The organism is Mucilaginibacter sp. (assembly GCF_041088075.1).
GTDB lineage: Bacteria > Bacteroidota > Bacteroidia > Sphingobacteriales > Sphingobacteriaceae > Mucilaginibacter_A.
This window is the reverse complement of record NZ_JBGCVY010000030.1, coordinates 1-14,344: the sequence shown is the minus strand read 5'-3', so window position 1 is coordinate 14,344 and position 14,344 is coordinate 1. Positions and strand designations below refer to the sequence as shown.

19 protein-coding genes are annotated in these 14,344 nt (G+C 41.1%); 5 read left to right on the top strand and 14 right to left on the bottom strand.

Features of this window, described 5'->3' with window-relative positions; genetic code table 11:
* Window positions 1-213 (top strand): DUF4276 family protein (locus V5804_RS06865; RefSeq protein WP_369590638.1); only part of this gene is annotated, 213 nt, incomplete at its 5' end.
* 119 nt (window positions 214-332) lie between these two features.
* Here V5804_RS06865 and V5804_RS06860 read toward each other — a convergent pair.
* Entirely contained in the window at window positions 333-1,340 is a 1,008-nt protein-coding gene (locus V5804_RS06860; RefSeq protein ID WP_369590637.1) for an SDR family oxidoreductase, read from the bottom strand.
* A gap of 245 nt (window positions 1,341-1,585) precedes the next feature.
* On the opposite strand from V5804_RS06860, the gene V5804_RS06855 reads away from it, so the two are divergent.
* The 3 genes from V5804_RS06855 (at window position 1,586) to V5804_RS06845 (ending at window position 3,004) form a co-directional block, all read left to right on the top strand.
* A complete protein-coding gene (locus tag V5804_RS06855) occupies window positions 1,586-1,768 on the top strand; it encodes a hypothetical protein (RefSeq protein WP_369590636.1) in 183 nt (60 codons plus the stop codon).
* 85 nt (window positions 1,769-1,853) lie between these two features.
* A complete protein-coding gene (locus tag V5804_RS06850; protein ID WP_369590635.1) occupies window positions 1,854-2,279 on the top strand; it encodes a DUF1810 domain-containing protein in 426 nt (141 codons plus the stop codon).
* 296 nt (window positions 2,280-2,575) lie between these two features.
* Window positions 2,576-3,004, top strand: a complete 429-nt coding sequence (locus tag V5804_RS06845; protein WP_369590634.1) for a secondary thiamine-phosphate synthase enzyme YjbQ — start codon at window positions 2,576-2,578, stop codon at window positions 3,002-3,004.
* A 136-nt stretch (window positions 3,005-3,140) separates the two neighbouring features.
* Here V5804_RS06845 and V5804_RS06840 read toward each other — a convergent pair whose 3' ends face one another.
* The 8 genes from V5804_RS06840 to V5804_RS06805 all read right to left on the bottom strand — a co-directional run bounded on the left by V5804_RS06840 (window position 3,141) and on the right by V5804_RS06805 (window position 7,619).
* A complete protein-coding gene (locus V5804_RS06840) occupies window positions 3,141-3,527 on the bottom strand; it encodes a DUF3037 domain-containing protein (protein WP_369590633.1) in 387 nt (128 codons plus the stop codon).
* Complete coding sequence (locus V5804_RS06835) at window positions 3,505-4,296, bottom strand: HipA family kinase (RefSeq protein ID WP_369590632.1); 792 nt, start codon at window positions 4,294-4,296, stop codon at window positions 3,505-3,507. Before V5804_RS06835 ends, V5804_RS06840 begins: the two co-directional genes overlap by 23 nt.
* Before the next feature lie 141 nt (window positions 4,297-4,437).
* Window positions 4,438-5,133 carry a DUF421 domain-containing protein gene (locus V5804_RS06830; RefSeq protein ID WP_369590631.1) on the bottom strand — a complete coding sequence of 232 codons (696 nt, stop codon included), beginning with the start codon at window positions 5,131-5,133 and terminating at the stop codon, window positions 4,438-4,440.
* 6 nt (window positions 5,134-5,139) lie between these two features.
* Entirely contained in the window at window positions 5,140-5,844 is a 705-nt protein-coding gene (locus V5804_RS06825) for a DUF421 domain-containing protein (RefSeq protein WP_369590630.1), read from the bottom strand.
* Window positions 5,845-5,882: 38 nt separating this feature from the next.
* On the bottom strand, window positions 5,883-6,137 hold the full coding sequence (locus tag V5804_RS06820; RefSeq protein WP_369590629.1) for a hypothetical protein: 255 nt from the start codon (window positions 6,135-6,137) through the stop codon (window positions 5,883-5,885).
* A 324-nt stretch (window positions 6,138-6,461) separates the two neighbouring features.
* Entirely contained in the window at window positions 6,462-6,818 is a 357-nt protein-coding gene (locus V5804_RS06815; protein ID WP_369590628.1) for a single-stranded DNA-binding protein, read from the bottom strand.
* A gap of 92 nt (window positions 6,819-6,910) precedes the next feature.
* Complete coding sequence (locus tag V5804_RS06810; RefSeq protein ID WP_369590627.1) at window positions 6,911-7,312, bottom strand: response regulator; 402 nt, start codon at window positions 7,310-7,312, stop codon at window positions 6,911-6,913.
* A 7-nt stretch (window positions 7,313-7,319) separates the two neighbouring features.
* A complete protein-coding gene (locus tag V5804_RS06805) occupies window positions 7,320-7,619 on the bottom strand; it encodes a hypothetical protein (protein ID WP_369590626.1) in 300 nt (99 codons plus the stop codon).
* Window positions 7,620-7,688: 69 nt separating this feature from the next.
* Between V5804_RS06805 and V5804_RS06800 the strand changes: the two genes are divergently transcribed.
* Window positions 7,689-7,889 (top strand): hypothetical protein, encoded by a 201-nt coding sequence (locus V5804_RS06800; RefSeq protein WP_369590625.1) that lies wholly within the window; start codon window positions 7,689-7,691, stop codon window positions 7,887-7,889.
* 249 nt (window positions 7,890-8,138) lie between these two features.
* Here V5804_RS06800 and V5804_RS06795 read toward each other — a convergent pair whose 3' ends face one another.
* The 5 genes from V5804_RS06795 to V5804_RS06775 all read right to left on the bottom strand — a co-directional run bounded on the left by V5804_RS06795 (window position 8,139) and on the right by V5804_RS06775 (window position 14,092).
* Complete coding sequence (locus V5804_RS06795; RefSeq protein WP_369590624.1) at window positions 8,139-8,792, bottom strand: response regulator; 654 nt, start codon at window positions 8,790-8,792, stop codon at window positions 8,139-8,141.
* A 155-nt stretch (window positions 8,793-8,947) separates the two neighbouring features.
* Window positions 8,948-10,468, bottom strand: a complete 1,521-nt coding sequence (locus tag V5804_RS06790; RefSeq protein ID WP_369590623.1) for a TolB family protein — start codon at window positions 10,466-10,468, stop codon at window positions 8,948-8,950.
* 225 nt (window positions 10,469-10,693) lie between these two features.
* Complete coding sequence (locus V5804_RS06785; RefSeq protein ID WP_369590622.1) at window positions 10,694-11,578, bottom strand: sugar phosphate isomerase/epimerase family protein; 885 nt, start codon at window positions 11,576-11,578, stop codon at window positions 10,694-10,696.
* Window positions 11,579-11,722: 144 nt separating this feature from the next.
* Window positions 11,723-12,526, bottom strand: coding sequence for an NIPSNAP family protein (locus V5804_RS06780; RefSeq protein ID WP_369590621.1), 804 nt, complete (start codon window positions 12,524-12,526; stop codon window positions 11,723-11,725).
* A gap of 9 nt (window positions 12,527-12,535) precedes the next feature.
* Window positions 12,536-14,092: an FG-GAP-like repeat-containing protein gene (locus V5804_RS06775; RefSeq protein WP_369590620.1), complete on the bottom strand. Its 1,557-nt coding sequence runs from the start codon at window positions 14,090-14,092 to the stop codon at window positions 12,536-12,538.
* Window positions 14,093-14,344: the final 252 nt, after the last annotated feature.

Below are 14,344 nucleotides of genomic sequence, written 5' to 3'. Positions count from 1 at the left end.
ACAAAGATTAAAAATTCTGTTAAGGATAAAAATCCAGAATTAATTAATGAGAGCCCAGAAACTGCTCCTTCAAAAAGAATTATATCGCTATGCAATTCTTATGATAAAATTGATGATGGCATATTAATACTTAAAGAAATAGGTTTAGAAACAATGCGCAAAGAATGTAGGCATTTTAATGATTGGGTGTCTCAATTAGAAAAATTAAAATAAAATTGCCATCTCAACAACAAAAACCATCAGCAATAAAAAACGGGGCAAGTTACCTCGCCCCGTTTTTCAAAAATCATTCATTAAAAACCCTTTTATTTAGAAAAAGAAAAAGCAAACACTTATGGCTGCCCTTTTCCGCCGCCGGCGCCATAAATATTGCCCGTTGTATAACTTGCACCGCTATCAGCTAACTGAACATAAATGGAAGCTAATTCTGCTGGCTGTCCTGGCCTTCCCAATGCTGCATCACTGCCAAAATTTTTCAGTTTTTCCTGGGTTGCGCCACCGCTCACCTGCAAAGGTGTCCAGATTGGGCCTGGTGCCACGCCACATACGCGGATGCCTTTTGGCCCCAATTGTTTAGCCAGCGATTTTACATAGTTCATGGTTGCAGCTTTGGTTTGTGCATAATCATACAGATCCGGGGATGGGTCATAAGCTTGCTCAGAAGTCGTTCCGATAATTACCGATCCGGGCTGCAAGTGCGGCAGAGCTGCTTTGATAATCCAAAAAGGCGCATAAATATTGGTTTTCATCGTCCAGTCAAATTGTTCAGTCGAAATATCCAAAATAGATTCGTGTGCCTGCTGGCGGCCGGCATTGCTCACCACAATATCCAACCCGCCCAAACCACGAACGGCTTCATCTACCAAACGCTTGCAAAACGCTTCATCGCGCAAATCGCCTGGAATGGCAACGGCTTTGCGGCCTGCAGCTTTAATTAAAGCAACAACTTCGCGTGCATCCGGCTCTTCAGAAGGGAAATAATTAATCGCCACGTCCGCTCCTTCGCGGGCATAAGCAATGGCTGCTGCACGCCCCATGCCCGAATCGCCGCCAGTAATTAAAGCTTTGCGGCCTGCCAAACGGCCGGAACCTTTATAACTGGTTTCGCCATGGTCTGGTTTCGGGTCCATCTTCGAGGCTAAACCCGGCCACGGCTGAGACTGGCCTTTAAAAGGCGGTTTTGGGTACTTGGAAGTTGGGTCTTGCAAGCTTAAGGGTGCATAAGGTGCATTTGCCTGCGGTTCTGTTGCACCAAAAACCGGCCCAACGGCTACAGCCGCCAAACCCGCGCCCAAACCGCCGATTACTTTTCTCCTGCTGATCTTATTTTCTTCGTTCATTGTATTTATATTTTATAAATTAATGTTTGGTTAAATAACCAGCAGAGTAGCAATTAGTTTTTAACAGTATATATAAAAATGTTGTAGGAAAATAAATATATCCAACAATCCATAAAAAAGACAGGCACCAAAAAACAGGTGGTAAAAGAAGTATTGTTGATTTTGAAAAACTGCCGAAACAAGCATTTGCAATTATGAAAACTAAAACTAAGTTTGCAGATCAATCTTAACTTAATAAAAAAACGATGAACAATTTTTTCCGAACTATAATTGCAGCCTGGGGCGCCAAAAAACTGGGCGGCGGCTGTTTTTCTACCATTATCATATTTGTTGTGATCTATACTTTGTTGGGAAAATGCAACAACCAGCCGCAAACAGCACATGCAAAAGCATTGCCTGCAAAAGTGCAAATGGCCAAAAAGTTTTGATTCGATGAATGCTTCTTTTACCTGCATAAAATTTGAATGAAAATTACAAGGCAAACCTTTTCTAAAATAATACAATTTCAGAAAAATGGATGAAGAAAATAAGCTGAAAAGATTTTTGGATGCCCAAAAAAACGATTACCAAACGGCTTTGGCCGAAATTGAAAACGGTAAAAAACGAAGCCATTGGATGTGGTACATTTTTCCGCAAATACAAGGTTTGGGCTTTAGCGAAACTTCCAGGTTTTATGCCATCCAAGATTTAAAAGAAGCCGAAGCGTTTTTAAACCATCCAATTTTAGGCAGCAGGCTTGCCCAAATTTGTGAAGCTTTGCTGCAACAAAAAAGCAACAATGCCAACCAAATATTCGGAAGCCCGGACGATGTAAAGCTAAAATCATCCATGACTTTATTTGCCGCCGTACCCAATGCAAACCCGGTGTTTCAAGCGGTATTGGAAAAGTTTTTTGGCGGAACAAAAGACATACAAACTTTACGCATTATCCAAAAATAAGGCGGTAAAAGAAGTATTGTAGTTTGGTTTTGATTTCGGTTTGAAGCAAATAACTATTGCAACAATATCTCATTACTCAATTTTTACTTGTACAAAAATTCCAATCAAGGTTATTGCTGATGCTTCTTTTATCGCCTAAAAATTGAAATTGGATAATTTAGGTTTCGAAAAAACCATTGATTTTTGCTTTGGTCCATGTTGCAATCACTAAAAGTATATATAAACCAAAACCTGCTAATTTTAACTGTATTTTTACCAATACTTCTTTTACCACCTAAAATTTGACATAAAGTTTCATGAAAATTTTCCAGCAACCACTGCAATTGAAAGCCAGGCCAAGAGGTTTCCATTTGATAACAACAGAAGTTACGCAAGCGTTTCCGGAGATCAGGGAAATTAAAATTGGGGTTTGCCAGGTTTTTATCCAGCATACTTCTGCAGCGTTAACCATCAACGAAAACGCAGACCCAACGGTTCGGAAAGATTTTGAAACGTATTTTAACAAGGCCGTGCCCGAAAACGACCCCAATTATTTGCACAACGACGAAGGCCCGGACGATATGCCCGCACATTTAAAAGCGGCCATGCTTGGCACTTCGGTAACGATACCCATTCGTAACGGCCGTTTAGCTTTAGGCACATGGCAAGGAATTTATCTGTGTGAACACCGTAATTACGGTGGACAAAGAAGCTTATTGTTGACAGCTTGGGGGAATGAGGGTTGAGGTGTGGGGTTTGAGGTAACAGGTTTGAGGTATGAGGTGCGGGGTTTAATATGACGAACTTTGGCGATGGACTATTAACTATGAACCATTAACCGTTATCTATGAACAATTAACTATGAACCATTTACCCGTCCCCTCACTCCAAAACCAACTGCCCGTGCAATTTAAAAAGCGTTTCGTTTGCATCAATGCACAAACCTGGATGTACTTTTGATGCCTGAATAATGGTGCTGCGTGTTGCCGTAAGCCAGCGAAAACGGGAAGCATTGTCCAACTTTGCAATGGGCGAAGAAGTTAGATTGCCATGGCAAATATTTTCAAAAGCAAGGAGATTTGCCTTTACTTCTTCCAAATTTATGCCGCTAAAAGAAGCATGTAACCGACGGTCATCAATCGTAATTATTGATTTCAAAAATTTTTGTTTCGGACAGTAAACAATTACGCCCACGTTTAAAAACTCTTCCCGTTCTACCCTCGGCACAACACGGATAACCGCATACTCAAATAAGTATCTCTCTGGCATGTTGGGCTTCTTTTACAAAAATTTCGGATGCGGCTACTCTGGTTGTTAAAAACTGGGCGTAAACCTGCCGCATTTCTTCGGGCGACCCGGCTTCCTGCGTTAACCAGCTTTCTGGTATCAAGGATACGATTTCTTCGATTTTTTCTTTTGTTAAGATAGACCGAAATTCCGCATCAACTTCTTGCAGCTCGGTGGCAAAAGGCAGCAAAACATGGTCTTTTACCTGCACAAACGGCCGCCGCGCCTGCTCTTCCCAATTTTGCCAGGAATGGTGAAAGTATAAAGCAGCGCCATGGTCAATCAGCCATAATTCTTTATGCCACAGCAACATATTGGTGTTTCTTGCCGTACGGTCAACATTGGTGATCAGGCAATCCAACCAAACAATTTGAGAAGCCAGCTTTGGATTGACAACGGTTACGGCCGGATCAAAAGTTATGGCACCGGAAAGGTAATGCAAAGCCAGGTTGAGGCCAACGCTTGCTTTGAGCAAATCCTGTATTTCTTCGTCCGGTTCTGCCCTTCCAAAGGCAACATCCAGATCGGCAAAAACAATCTCCGGGACTTTTAAACCCAAAGTTCGTGCAATTTCGCCGCCAATCAGTTCGGCAATCAAAGCTTTTACCCCTTGCCCGGCACCGCGAAATTTCAGCACATATAAAAACCCATCGTCTGCTTCGGCAATGGCCGGCAAAGATCCGCCTTCGCGCAAAGGCGTAACGTAGCGAACGACATTGACCGTTCTGATTTGTAAATTACTGTCATTCATTAAACCGTTATTTGGCATATAAACCTCACCATGTACCTAATGGATCAAGGCCGGAAAATTAAAGCAAATTTTTGAGATTATACTTGGAAGCAAATGCTGTTTTTACCGCTACTGATTTTATGCCGGTAAAAGAAGCATGGCTTATTCTGTTACGGCATCCGTCCAGTTAGTATCGCCACAAGTTGGGCATTTTGTGTTTTTATCGTTAAAAGGATTTTTTTTCGTGGTTCCGCAAGTTTGGCAAACTTTCAATTCGTTTGATTTTTTTAAACTTGCATTAAAATCTTTGTCCCAATGCGGCAAAATTGATAAGCCGGGTTTTGCGTTTTCTTCCTGTATCAACGTAAAAGAACCGCCGGCTTCCATATAAAAGCGCTTTACACTGCCCAATTGTTTGATGCTGTTTTTGCGAAGCTGGGCAACAAGCCGTTCGCGCGAGATGCGGACTTTCTTCATCATATCCAAGTCCAGTACCGAATCTTTAACCAGCACGCCGATATTTCCCTGGGAAAATTTTTCAAAGTTTTGGTCTTTAAATGATTTTGCCGCAACCCAACGCGCTACAAACACCACCACAAAGGCAATAATTACGGCAGGGATGATGCCCCTATCCGGCGCCTGGAGCGGGACACCAATGGCGGCCGCAAGTGAAACCATGGCGGCCAGATCGTTGCGGCTTAATTGCGACGACATCCGTTTGCCCATCATCCGGATGGCAATCAGCAGTAATAAATAAAAAAATGTTGCCCTGATAACGAGTTCGATATAAAAACTTGCAGGAACCTCGCCCACCAATATCCTAAACCAATCCTGTAAATGTATTTCGTTCGGTTTCATTAAATCTTAGTTTATGGCATTGATCCACTCATCCTGCCCGCAGTTTTTACATGGCGCAGTCGGGTTTTTGGGCTTTGTAAAACCGCAATTGATGCACGTTATCAGCTCCATATGTTCCGGTGGTTTTGTAAAAGCCTGTTCTTTGGTTTTAATAATTTCCCGGTCGTCTGGCGGCAGGATTGATAAGCCGGGTTTCGGTTCTTTAGATTGAAAAATGCTGAACTCGCCGCAAGCTTCGAGGTAAACACGATCTACGATGCCGAGGTTAAAAACGTTTTCCTGCCTTAGTTCTGCAAAAAGCTGCTGGTGCGAAACCCTTACTTTTTTCATTTCGTCCAGTTGCAATAGGCCGTCTTTCACCAACATGCTTGCTTTTCCCTGCGTTAAATCTTCTATTTTTGAGTTCATAAATCCCAGCCAACTAATGCCGCGCTGAAAAAAAACGATACAAACCAACAACAAGGCGCCTTGCAAAAGCCCGCGGTCTGGCACTTGCATCGGCACAGAAACAATAGCGCCGATGGTAAGCATAACGGCCATTTCCATAATGGTCAATTGCCCGCTCATGCGTTTGCCCAAAGTACGTACAATAAAAAGCAAGGCAATGTAGATGATGAGGGTACGGATAAAAACTTCCAGCATAAACTCCGGGGGCGCCAGGCCAAACAAAATGCGCTTCAAATCCGCCAGATGGATTTCGTCTTTTTTCATAAATGTTGCTTAATTTATACCGGTAAAAACAGTATCGGTTACTGCGTGGCTTTTCCTTTGTTGTCCCAATGGTCTTTTATCACTTCGCCGTTTTCGCCAAATTTGAGCCTACGCGCATAGCGTTCGCCTTTTATTTTGCCTTCCGCGTCTTTTTGTCCCATAAACAACAAAATTGGCCGTCCGGCTTCGTCTGTTTTAAAAGCCAGGTCGTAGCGTTTAAATTTTGTTTCGACCATGCTGTTCGGGTCGTATGTTTTATTTAATATTTTAAGGATTTCTGCGCCTAATTCCATTTTTACTTTAGATAAATTTAATTGCAAGGAAAGCGGCTTACGACAAACAGGACCGGAATATGATTTTAAACCATTAAACTATTAAAAATCAAGCCAGACGAATGTTTTTAACTTCTTACAAATTTGATGTAACAGTTTAGTTTCGTAAAAAATCAACATAAAAAAAACGCCGCTAAATTTTAGCAGCGTTTTTGATCAAATTTGCCTGATGCTTCTTTTACAGGTATAATTTTGGTGTTGTTGGTTTTGATATTTAATAAGCTGTTTTTCATTAGCCACACATCAAAATTGCATGCAACCTGATTACAAAATTTGCATGAATGTTTAAACTTCTTGCAGCACAGGGACAGTATTTAAAACCTGATATTTTACCACAATTATTTCAAGCTTGTATTTTTTAATTTGCTGTTCGTCATAAAAACTGCGCGTTTGTATTTTGCCTTCAATATACAATAAATGCCCTTTTTGCAACAGTTCGTTCCCTGAAGCGGCAACTTCTTTCGGGATTTTAATATTGTGCCATTCAATCAGTTCTACATTGTCGCCATTTTTTTTGATGGTTTCATTGGTTACCAACGGAAAACATAAAACTTCTTTTTGGTCTGTAAAATTGTGCAAACGGGGTTCTTTACCAATATGCCCTACAAGGAATACCTTGTTTATACCTGAGTTTGTAAACATAGCCTGCTGATTTATATTTGTAATTATCTGGAATGTACTTTTATCTGAACTGCTTTCAATTTTAAAGGAAATTATTAGTTTTATAAGGAGTATTAATACTGGTTTAGGCTTGCATTAATACTTAATTTTGGTTGCACGGTTACCAGTTCTGTTACTTTATCTACCAGTTCTGACAGATCAAAAGGTTTGGAAATGAAAGCATTACAACCATAAAAACCTAAAGACTGCAAAACTTTGGGGTAAGCCGAAAAGATGATGACCGGCAAGTTTTTGGTGATGGAACAGTTTTTAACATTGCGGCAAAGTTCGCCGCCGTTTACGCCGTTCAAAATGTAGTCAACAATCAGTAAATCGGGTTTGCACTTTTTGACCAGTTTTAAAATGTCGTCTGTTCCGTCATAAGTGTCCACATCAAAACCTTCGTAGTTCAAGGCTTCCTGCATCACGTCCAAAATCCGCTGATCGTTATCGAGTACCAGTACTTTTTTTAACATAAATTTATTATTGTATGGTTGAAAGATTGGATATATTTTTGAAGTTTTCTAAATCCCGTGCATTAAGCTCTACCAAAACTTTGGTGTTGGCCATATCAGAAACCTTTTGAAAAGGCTGATAAAAAATGCTGCAATAGGCACTAAAAGGCTTGGGCAGTTTTTGCAGCAAAGGGTGCTTTTTTACAGGTTTTAGGGTGATGCCCACATAGGCATCGGCCTGGTCTATGCAAGTGGTTTGGGATAAAAAAAACCTGTAACCTTTCTTGATTAAATAGCCAAGCAAACGCGGGGTCAGTAACGTTTTCATAGTTTAATAATTTATATTTCAAAAGTCTTTAAAAGATTTTTTAACTATAAAGTATTAATACTGTGATTTATGTTGAACAAGTACCCGTTTTTAAATTTAGATGAAATACCGAAGCTAAAAACAAGCTTAAATGGAAACTTTGGAAGAAAAAACATGAGCTGTTTGCAAGGTTTATTTCAATTTAAAACAAAACTTAAAGCTGTAACAGCAAAAAATACAGTTTTGATTAATCCAAAATCAAATTTAGAAAGAACAAAGTTGGGGGAATAAACTACAAAAATTGTATTAATACTTGTAAACCGACAGATACAAGTATTGAACTTGTTTAAACTTATTCTTTTGTGCTTTACACAATGCTTCTTTTATCGCCTAAAAATTGGTGGAGAATTTATTTTGATTTGTTTAGGCTGATGCAAACACCAATTTTTATAGGGTAAAAGAAGCATCGGCCAAAAAAAATGGGCCAGAAAAAAGTTTAAACAACTTCATTAACACATAAAAATATTTTGGAAACGGCACTTATGAAATTATGCCGCTTAAAATAGCATAACGGATAAGTGCTGCCGTGTTCCTGCTTTGGGTTTTATCAATCAGGTTTTGGCGGTGGCCTTCAACCGTGCGTTTACTGGTAAAAAGCTTGTCGGCAATTTCCAGGTTGGTGTAGCCTTCGGCAATCAAAGCTAATATCTCCACTTCGCGTTTGGATAGTTCTATTTCTGATTTTTCATTCGGAACAACTACTTCCGGTTTGTGGATCAGTTTGTCCAACATGCGCAAAGAAAGTTCGCTGCAAATGTAACGGTCGTCGTTATTGCAAACATGCTTGATGCAAAATACCAGTTCGTCTGAAGTAATGTTTTTTAAAATATAACCGGATGCGCCGTTTTTAAAAGCCTGGACAATGTATTTTTCATGATCCAGCATGGTCAGGATAATCACTTTGACTTTTGGAAACTGCTGTTTAACCAACGTAGTCATTTCCATACCATTCATTTCCGGCATGTTTACATCTGCCAAAATGATATCCGCTTTAAAGCCTTTTTCCAGCAATTCCAATGCTTGCTTTCCATTGGTGGCTTCCGCAACAACTTCTAAACCAGTATCTTTTTCCAGGATAGATTTTATACCGTTGCGAACTACGTTATGGTCTTCTGCAAGTAATACTTTGATCATGTTGTTGCCAATTTCTTAAACCGGTGTTTGAAAAAAACCTTTTCAAAATACATAAGTTTGTTCTGTTTAACAACGAAAGTTGATAATTGTGATCGTTAAACCTATAAAAGATACACGCCCAGCCAAATTTGCAATACTGTTTTTACCGGCATAAATTAGTTGCCCATATCGCTGTTGCTTACAAAAGCGATATGCTTGCTATCCGGTGACCAGGAAGGCGTATTCATCGAACCTTGCCCGCCGTAAACATAAGCCAGTACTTTTGGCGTCCCTTTTCCATCAATCGGCAATAGGCGGATGTAAACGTGTTTGTACGGCGGATGGGCGCCCGGCTCTACTTCGGATTTCAGGAAAGTTAAAAACACCATCATTTTTCCATCCGGGGAAATATGTGCAAACCAGTTGTTGTAATCGTCGTTGGTTATTTGCTCCTGGTTGCTTCCGTCGGGCCTCATCCGCCAAATTTGCATCAAGCCGGAACGCACAGAGTTAAAGTAGATGTATTTGCCATCGGGCGTATATTCCGGCCCGTCGTCCAGCCCTTTTGTTGAAGTCAGGCGGGTTTCTTTTCCGCCGGTTACCGGTACTTTATAAACGTCAAACTCGCCGTCCCGGTCTCCGCAAAAAACCAAACTTTTACCATCCGGAGACCAGCCGTGCAAATACGACGGCCCTTTTGGTGTAATTTGTTTGGGTGTTCCGCCCGTAATGGGAACGGTGTAAACGATAGAACCGCCCAGCTCTTTTACCCAACTGCTTAGCCCGATCATTTTACCATCAAAAGAAAGCACATGGTCATTGTTGTTGCTTTTTACTTCGCCCGTATTTAATGGTTTAGGCTGACGGCTGGCGAGATCAAAATTATACATCAAGCCTTTGCTATCGTTATAAATCAGGCTTTTACCATCTTTCGTCCAGTTTGGCGCTTGGATAGAATAAGGGATCGAGTAAATGATTTCCCGGTTTCCGGTTGCTATTTCCAGCAGTTCCAAATTGCTGCCCAATGTCATTTGTGTGCTTTGGTTTACCTCTCCGGCATAAGGAACCGTGATGCGCACATCCCGAAAAATGCCGGTTTCGGTTACATCAGCATTGTGCGAACCTACAAATAAACCTACATAAACATCATCGCCTAAAGCTACATTGGTTATTGTTTCGGTAGCAAAAGGTTCGCCGTATTTTGCGGCGCGCATGGTGTAAGTGTTGCCTTTTCTTTCCAATTGGATAATGTTGGCGTGGGTAATTTTAAAACGCGTTTCTTCTGTAGTTGCACCGTCCGTTTTTCGATATTGCAAAGAAGTCAGTCCATCTCCATGAACAACTGCATTTACCTGCGCCGAATTGCCGTTTAGGTTTTTGCGCACCATCCAGCCCACTTTCCGGTGTTCTTCCACGCCGTTCCAACCTGCAAATTCGGCTCTGGCGTACAAAATAAAATCGCCTTTCATTTTCTTCCACACAAAATGAAACTCGTCCTGGTTGCCCCAAATATTGGTTCCGGCACCGGAAATAACATATTGCTGGTTTTGCGGGATAAACGTAGCCGAGCCTGGTTTTACGTTTTTTCCAACATCGGTCTGCCCGTCAAAAACCCCGATTTTTTGTGCCGAAACCGACAGCGAAAAAAGTAAAGCCAAAACCGGTAAAGCTGTTTGAAGGAGCCGTTTTGTTTTCATACTGTTTTTAGCGATATAAAATAAAGCCCTGCTAATTTTTGTTGTAGCAGGGCATGAGAATTTTATTAGGAAACGTTTTAAATTTTTTCCTTTTGATGCTTCTTTTATCGGGTAAAATGTTTGTTAAAAGGACACACCCCTAACCCCTCTCGAGAGGGGAAGCATAGTTTGCTACCTTTCTAAATTTACCTTTTACCTTCCCGCCTTTCACCTTCCCACCTTGCCCTACACTAAGTTTTTCTTGATGTAAGTGATACTTTGGGTAATGCTGGTAAAAGGGTCGCCGGGCGTTTTGTCCTGTTCCACAAAAAAGTATTGCAGGCCGGCTTTATCGGCTGATTTGAATATCTGTTTGAAATCAATGGAACCGTTGCCCACTTCCGAGAAATCCTTTTGAGGCGTTTTGTCCATATCTTTTACATGCCAAAGCGGAAAACGGCCCGGATGTTTGTTGATCAATGCAATCGGATCCTGCCCGGCTTTGGTAACCCAGTACATGTCCATTTCCATTTTTACGTTGTTTTTATCGGTATTGGCCAGCAAAACATCATACGGAAACTGCCCGTCCTGCTTCTCAAATTCAAAATTATGGTTGTGGTAACAAAACTGGATGCCTGCTTTCTTGCACATTTCGCCGGCTTTGTTAAAATCCTGGGCCAGTTTTTTGTAGTGGTCCAGTCCGCCGCGCTCCTGCTCGGACAGATAAGCACAAACCATGTACTTGATGCCAACCGCCGCCGCATCGTCAATGGCTTTGTCCCAACCGCTCATCATCGTACCTTTTGGGGTTTCGCCATTCATTTTTTCTTCGCCCAAACGATAATGGCTGCTTGGCATAATCAAGCCGTTCTGTTTCAACACGCGCGAAAAAGCAGCGGGCTCCATGCCGTAAAACTTTTGCGAGCCGGTATAAGTTGCGCCTTCTACCGAGTTGTAACCTATTTTTGCCACGTGCGCCAATGTTTTGGCCGGGTCAGTTTGCATCGCATCCCTTACCGTATATAATTGCAGGCCGATGTACTTGTGGTTGTAATTTAATAAACTTGGTGCCACCAGCAAACTGGCAGAATAAACCGCAGAAGATTTGAGAAATGAACGTCGTGTCGTCATGATTTGAATGTTAAAATTGGTTTTTAGGGTTGATTTAGCTTCAGGGAAATGCCAATCAATGATAACAATTTTTGTTGAAAATAGATAAACCCAAATACTGTTTTTACCAGCACAAATTTTGCCTGGTAAAAACAGTATGCAGGTTTAAATTTGAGAGAAAGCTGTGGGAATTAAAAAGGTGGAAGTAATGCGCGAAACGTTCAGCTTATCAGAATATTCTGGCATCGAGCTGATGCGTTTCCACTCGGCATCGCTGCCAAAGCTTTTCCATTTGGCGTCGTGGTCAGCCATATCGTCAAACGTGATCATATAAGTTAAATTTGGCCGCATTTCTCCGATCAGGGTTTCTGCAAAAAACACGGGCTTAAAACCCAAACGTTTAAAAATAGCGCTTTCGCCGGCTTCGTTAAACATCTCAATCTTCTTTTTGCCGGTCAGTTCGCTGGCGCTTTCGTAACGGCGCAGTTCAAATAAACGCTGCTTTTTCTCTGTCGGCAATAAGCTGGGCGTACTTTTGAAAGCCTGCATCAACGAACTTTCAATCCGGTCATAAGCTGGTGCCGAAGCAGTCGAATTAAGGTAAGCAGCACCAGCCTGGCGATAAGCAGCATCAGCCAATAATTGGTTTTCTACCTTAAAAAAAGCATCGGCAGATTTAAACGGAATGACCGTATAAATTTTGGTTTGCCCTTCGGGTTTCATCTCCGTAAAAACACCAATATTCTTGCTGCCCAACTTGTTTAAAGCCGGGATGGCCGCGTTTTGAAAATAATCCTCCACCAGTTTTTGCTGCGTTTCGTCTTTCAAAGTATAAACGCGCAGTTCGTAAAATTCGGTCTGCTGGTTTTTTTGTATGCTTTTTTTTGATAAGGGCTGTGCTAATGCCGAAACCGCACTGCCTGTGCTGGATGCAATCAACGCTGTTTTTAAAAATAATTTTCGATCCATGTAAATGCTTTATTTAGTTAATTTTTTAACTGATGTATTTTGTAGTACAATCAACGGCAGCTTTAAATTCCAATTAGGTTTAAAACCTTCAATATTATTAAAACCCAAAGAAAAGTTGCCCAGAACAATGTCCGGCTTTCCGTCGTGGTTCAAATCGTTTACATCCATACAAATCCAACGGCCGTAACTGCCAACAGGAACAGCATGCGGAATAAAGTGCATCGGTTTGTCCTGCTCAAAATAAATAAACCCCTCGGATGGATTGTTTTTAAAATCGGAGAAAAAAGCAATACTGGCAATATCGAGGTCGCCATCGCCGTCAAAATCTGCGGCAACTGCTTTTGTACAGCCATCAATTGGATAAAAATAGCTTTTTTTAAATTTGAAGTTTCCCTGGTTTAAGTAAATATACATGCCGTGAAAAGGCTTTAATATTTTGGAGTAATCGCTGTTATCGCCGCAGGTATAAAGAATATCCGGCTTTCCATCATGGTTAAAATCTGCAACATCAAAACTGCTCGAACCAAAAACAGGCAAAAAACGAATGAGGTTTTGGGTAGAAAACCCGCCATGCTGGTTATTCAAAAACAACCATACACCTTCCTGAGCCTGTGCAAATAAACACATAATGTCTTGCCATCCATCGTTGTTGTAATCACCAACAACAGCGTGGATGGCACCGGGAACATTTCGGACAACTATTTTTTCAAACATATGATCCGGTTTTTGTTTGAGCCAGTATAAACTTCCTATGTTATGCCCGAAGCCACAAACTACATAATCGGTCAAGCCATCTTTATTAAAATCAGCGGCAACACTCTGGACAGGACGTGGCAAATTAGAAATTATGGTAGTTGGTTTTGCCATTTGTTCGTTTTTATTAAATGCCAATACGGCCCCTTCTGCAACATCTAACGCACGCATGTTGCCGATACAGGTAACAATGCTTTGATTTTTGCCCTGATATTTTATATCAACTGCAGGTGAAGGCAAATGGGCAAAAACTTTAGCCTTGAGGCTCTGGCCCCAGCGGCTAATATTGTTGGTTGTAGCATCACCGGAATAAATAGTACGGCTGTTGGTATCAACAGAAACCACGGTAGTTGTGGAAATTTTTTCAGGTATTGTTGCAGGTTTTTTAAGGGTAAAAACAGCCCAATCCTTTACTAACGGCACCGGTGGTTTGGCTATTTTAAGTTTTGCGGGCGCTGTTTGTTCGTAGTAATTAACAATTTTCATCCAGTCATCGTAGGACAGAGTGCTTTTTTTAGCAGGGTTATTTACATATTGGTCTTCAGCATAAACAGCAATGCCCAGGCGTGGCGCCATTGCTGGCAAAACATGTTTTAACCAAGTTTCTTTATCTAAAAAACCTGCCGTTACAGGTAAATGGCAACTGCTGCAGTATTTCTGTGCCAACATACGGCCATCCTGAATATTTTTGCTGATAAGGGCTGTACTGTCCTTGGCTTTATCAACATTGGTTTGGCAGCCCTCAAAAGACAAAAAAATGGTGGTAAAAGAAGCAGTTAAAAAGGCCGCTATTACTAATGCTTTTTTTATCATATATAAAATGCTTTTTTATCATAAAGTTGTTTAAACTTTTTTCCGGCTCTCTTCTTTGGGTTGATGCTTCTTTTATCACCCAAAAATGGGCAAACACTTGGTTTTGGTTTATTATATAAAGTTCAATATATTTTTACAAATAGATAAAAAAGTTGTAGTTTGGCTGTATGGGCAAAGTGGCATTGACAGTGAAGAACTATACATCGGAAGAACTGAGGTCTTTGTTGCGTAAAGACGAGAAGTTCGGGCAAG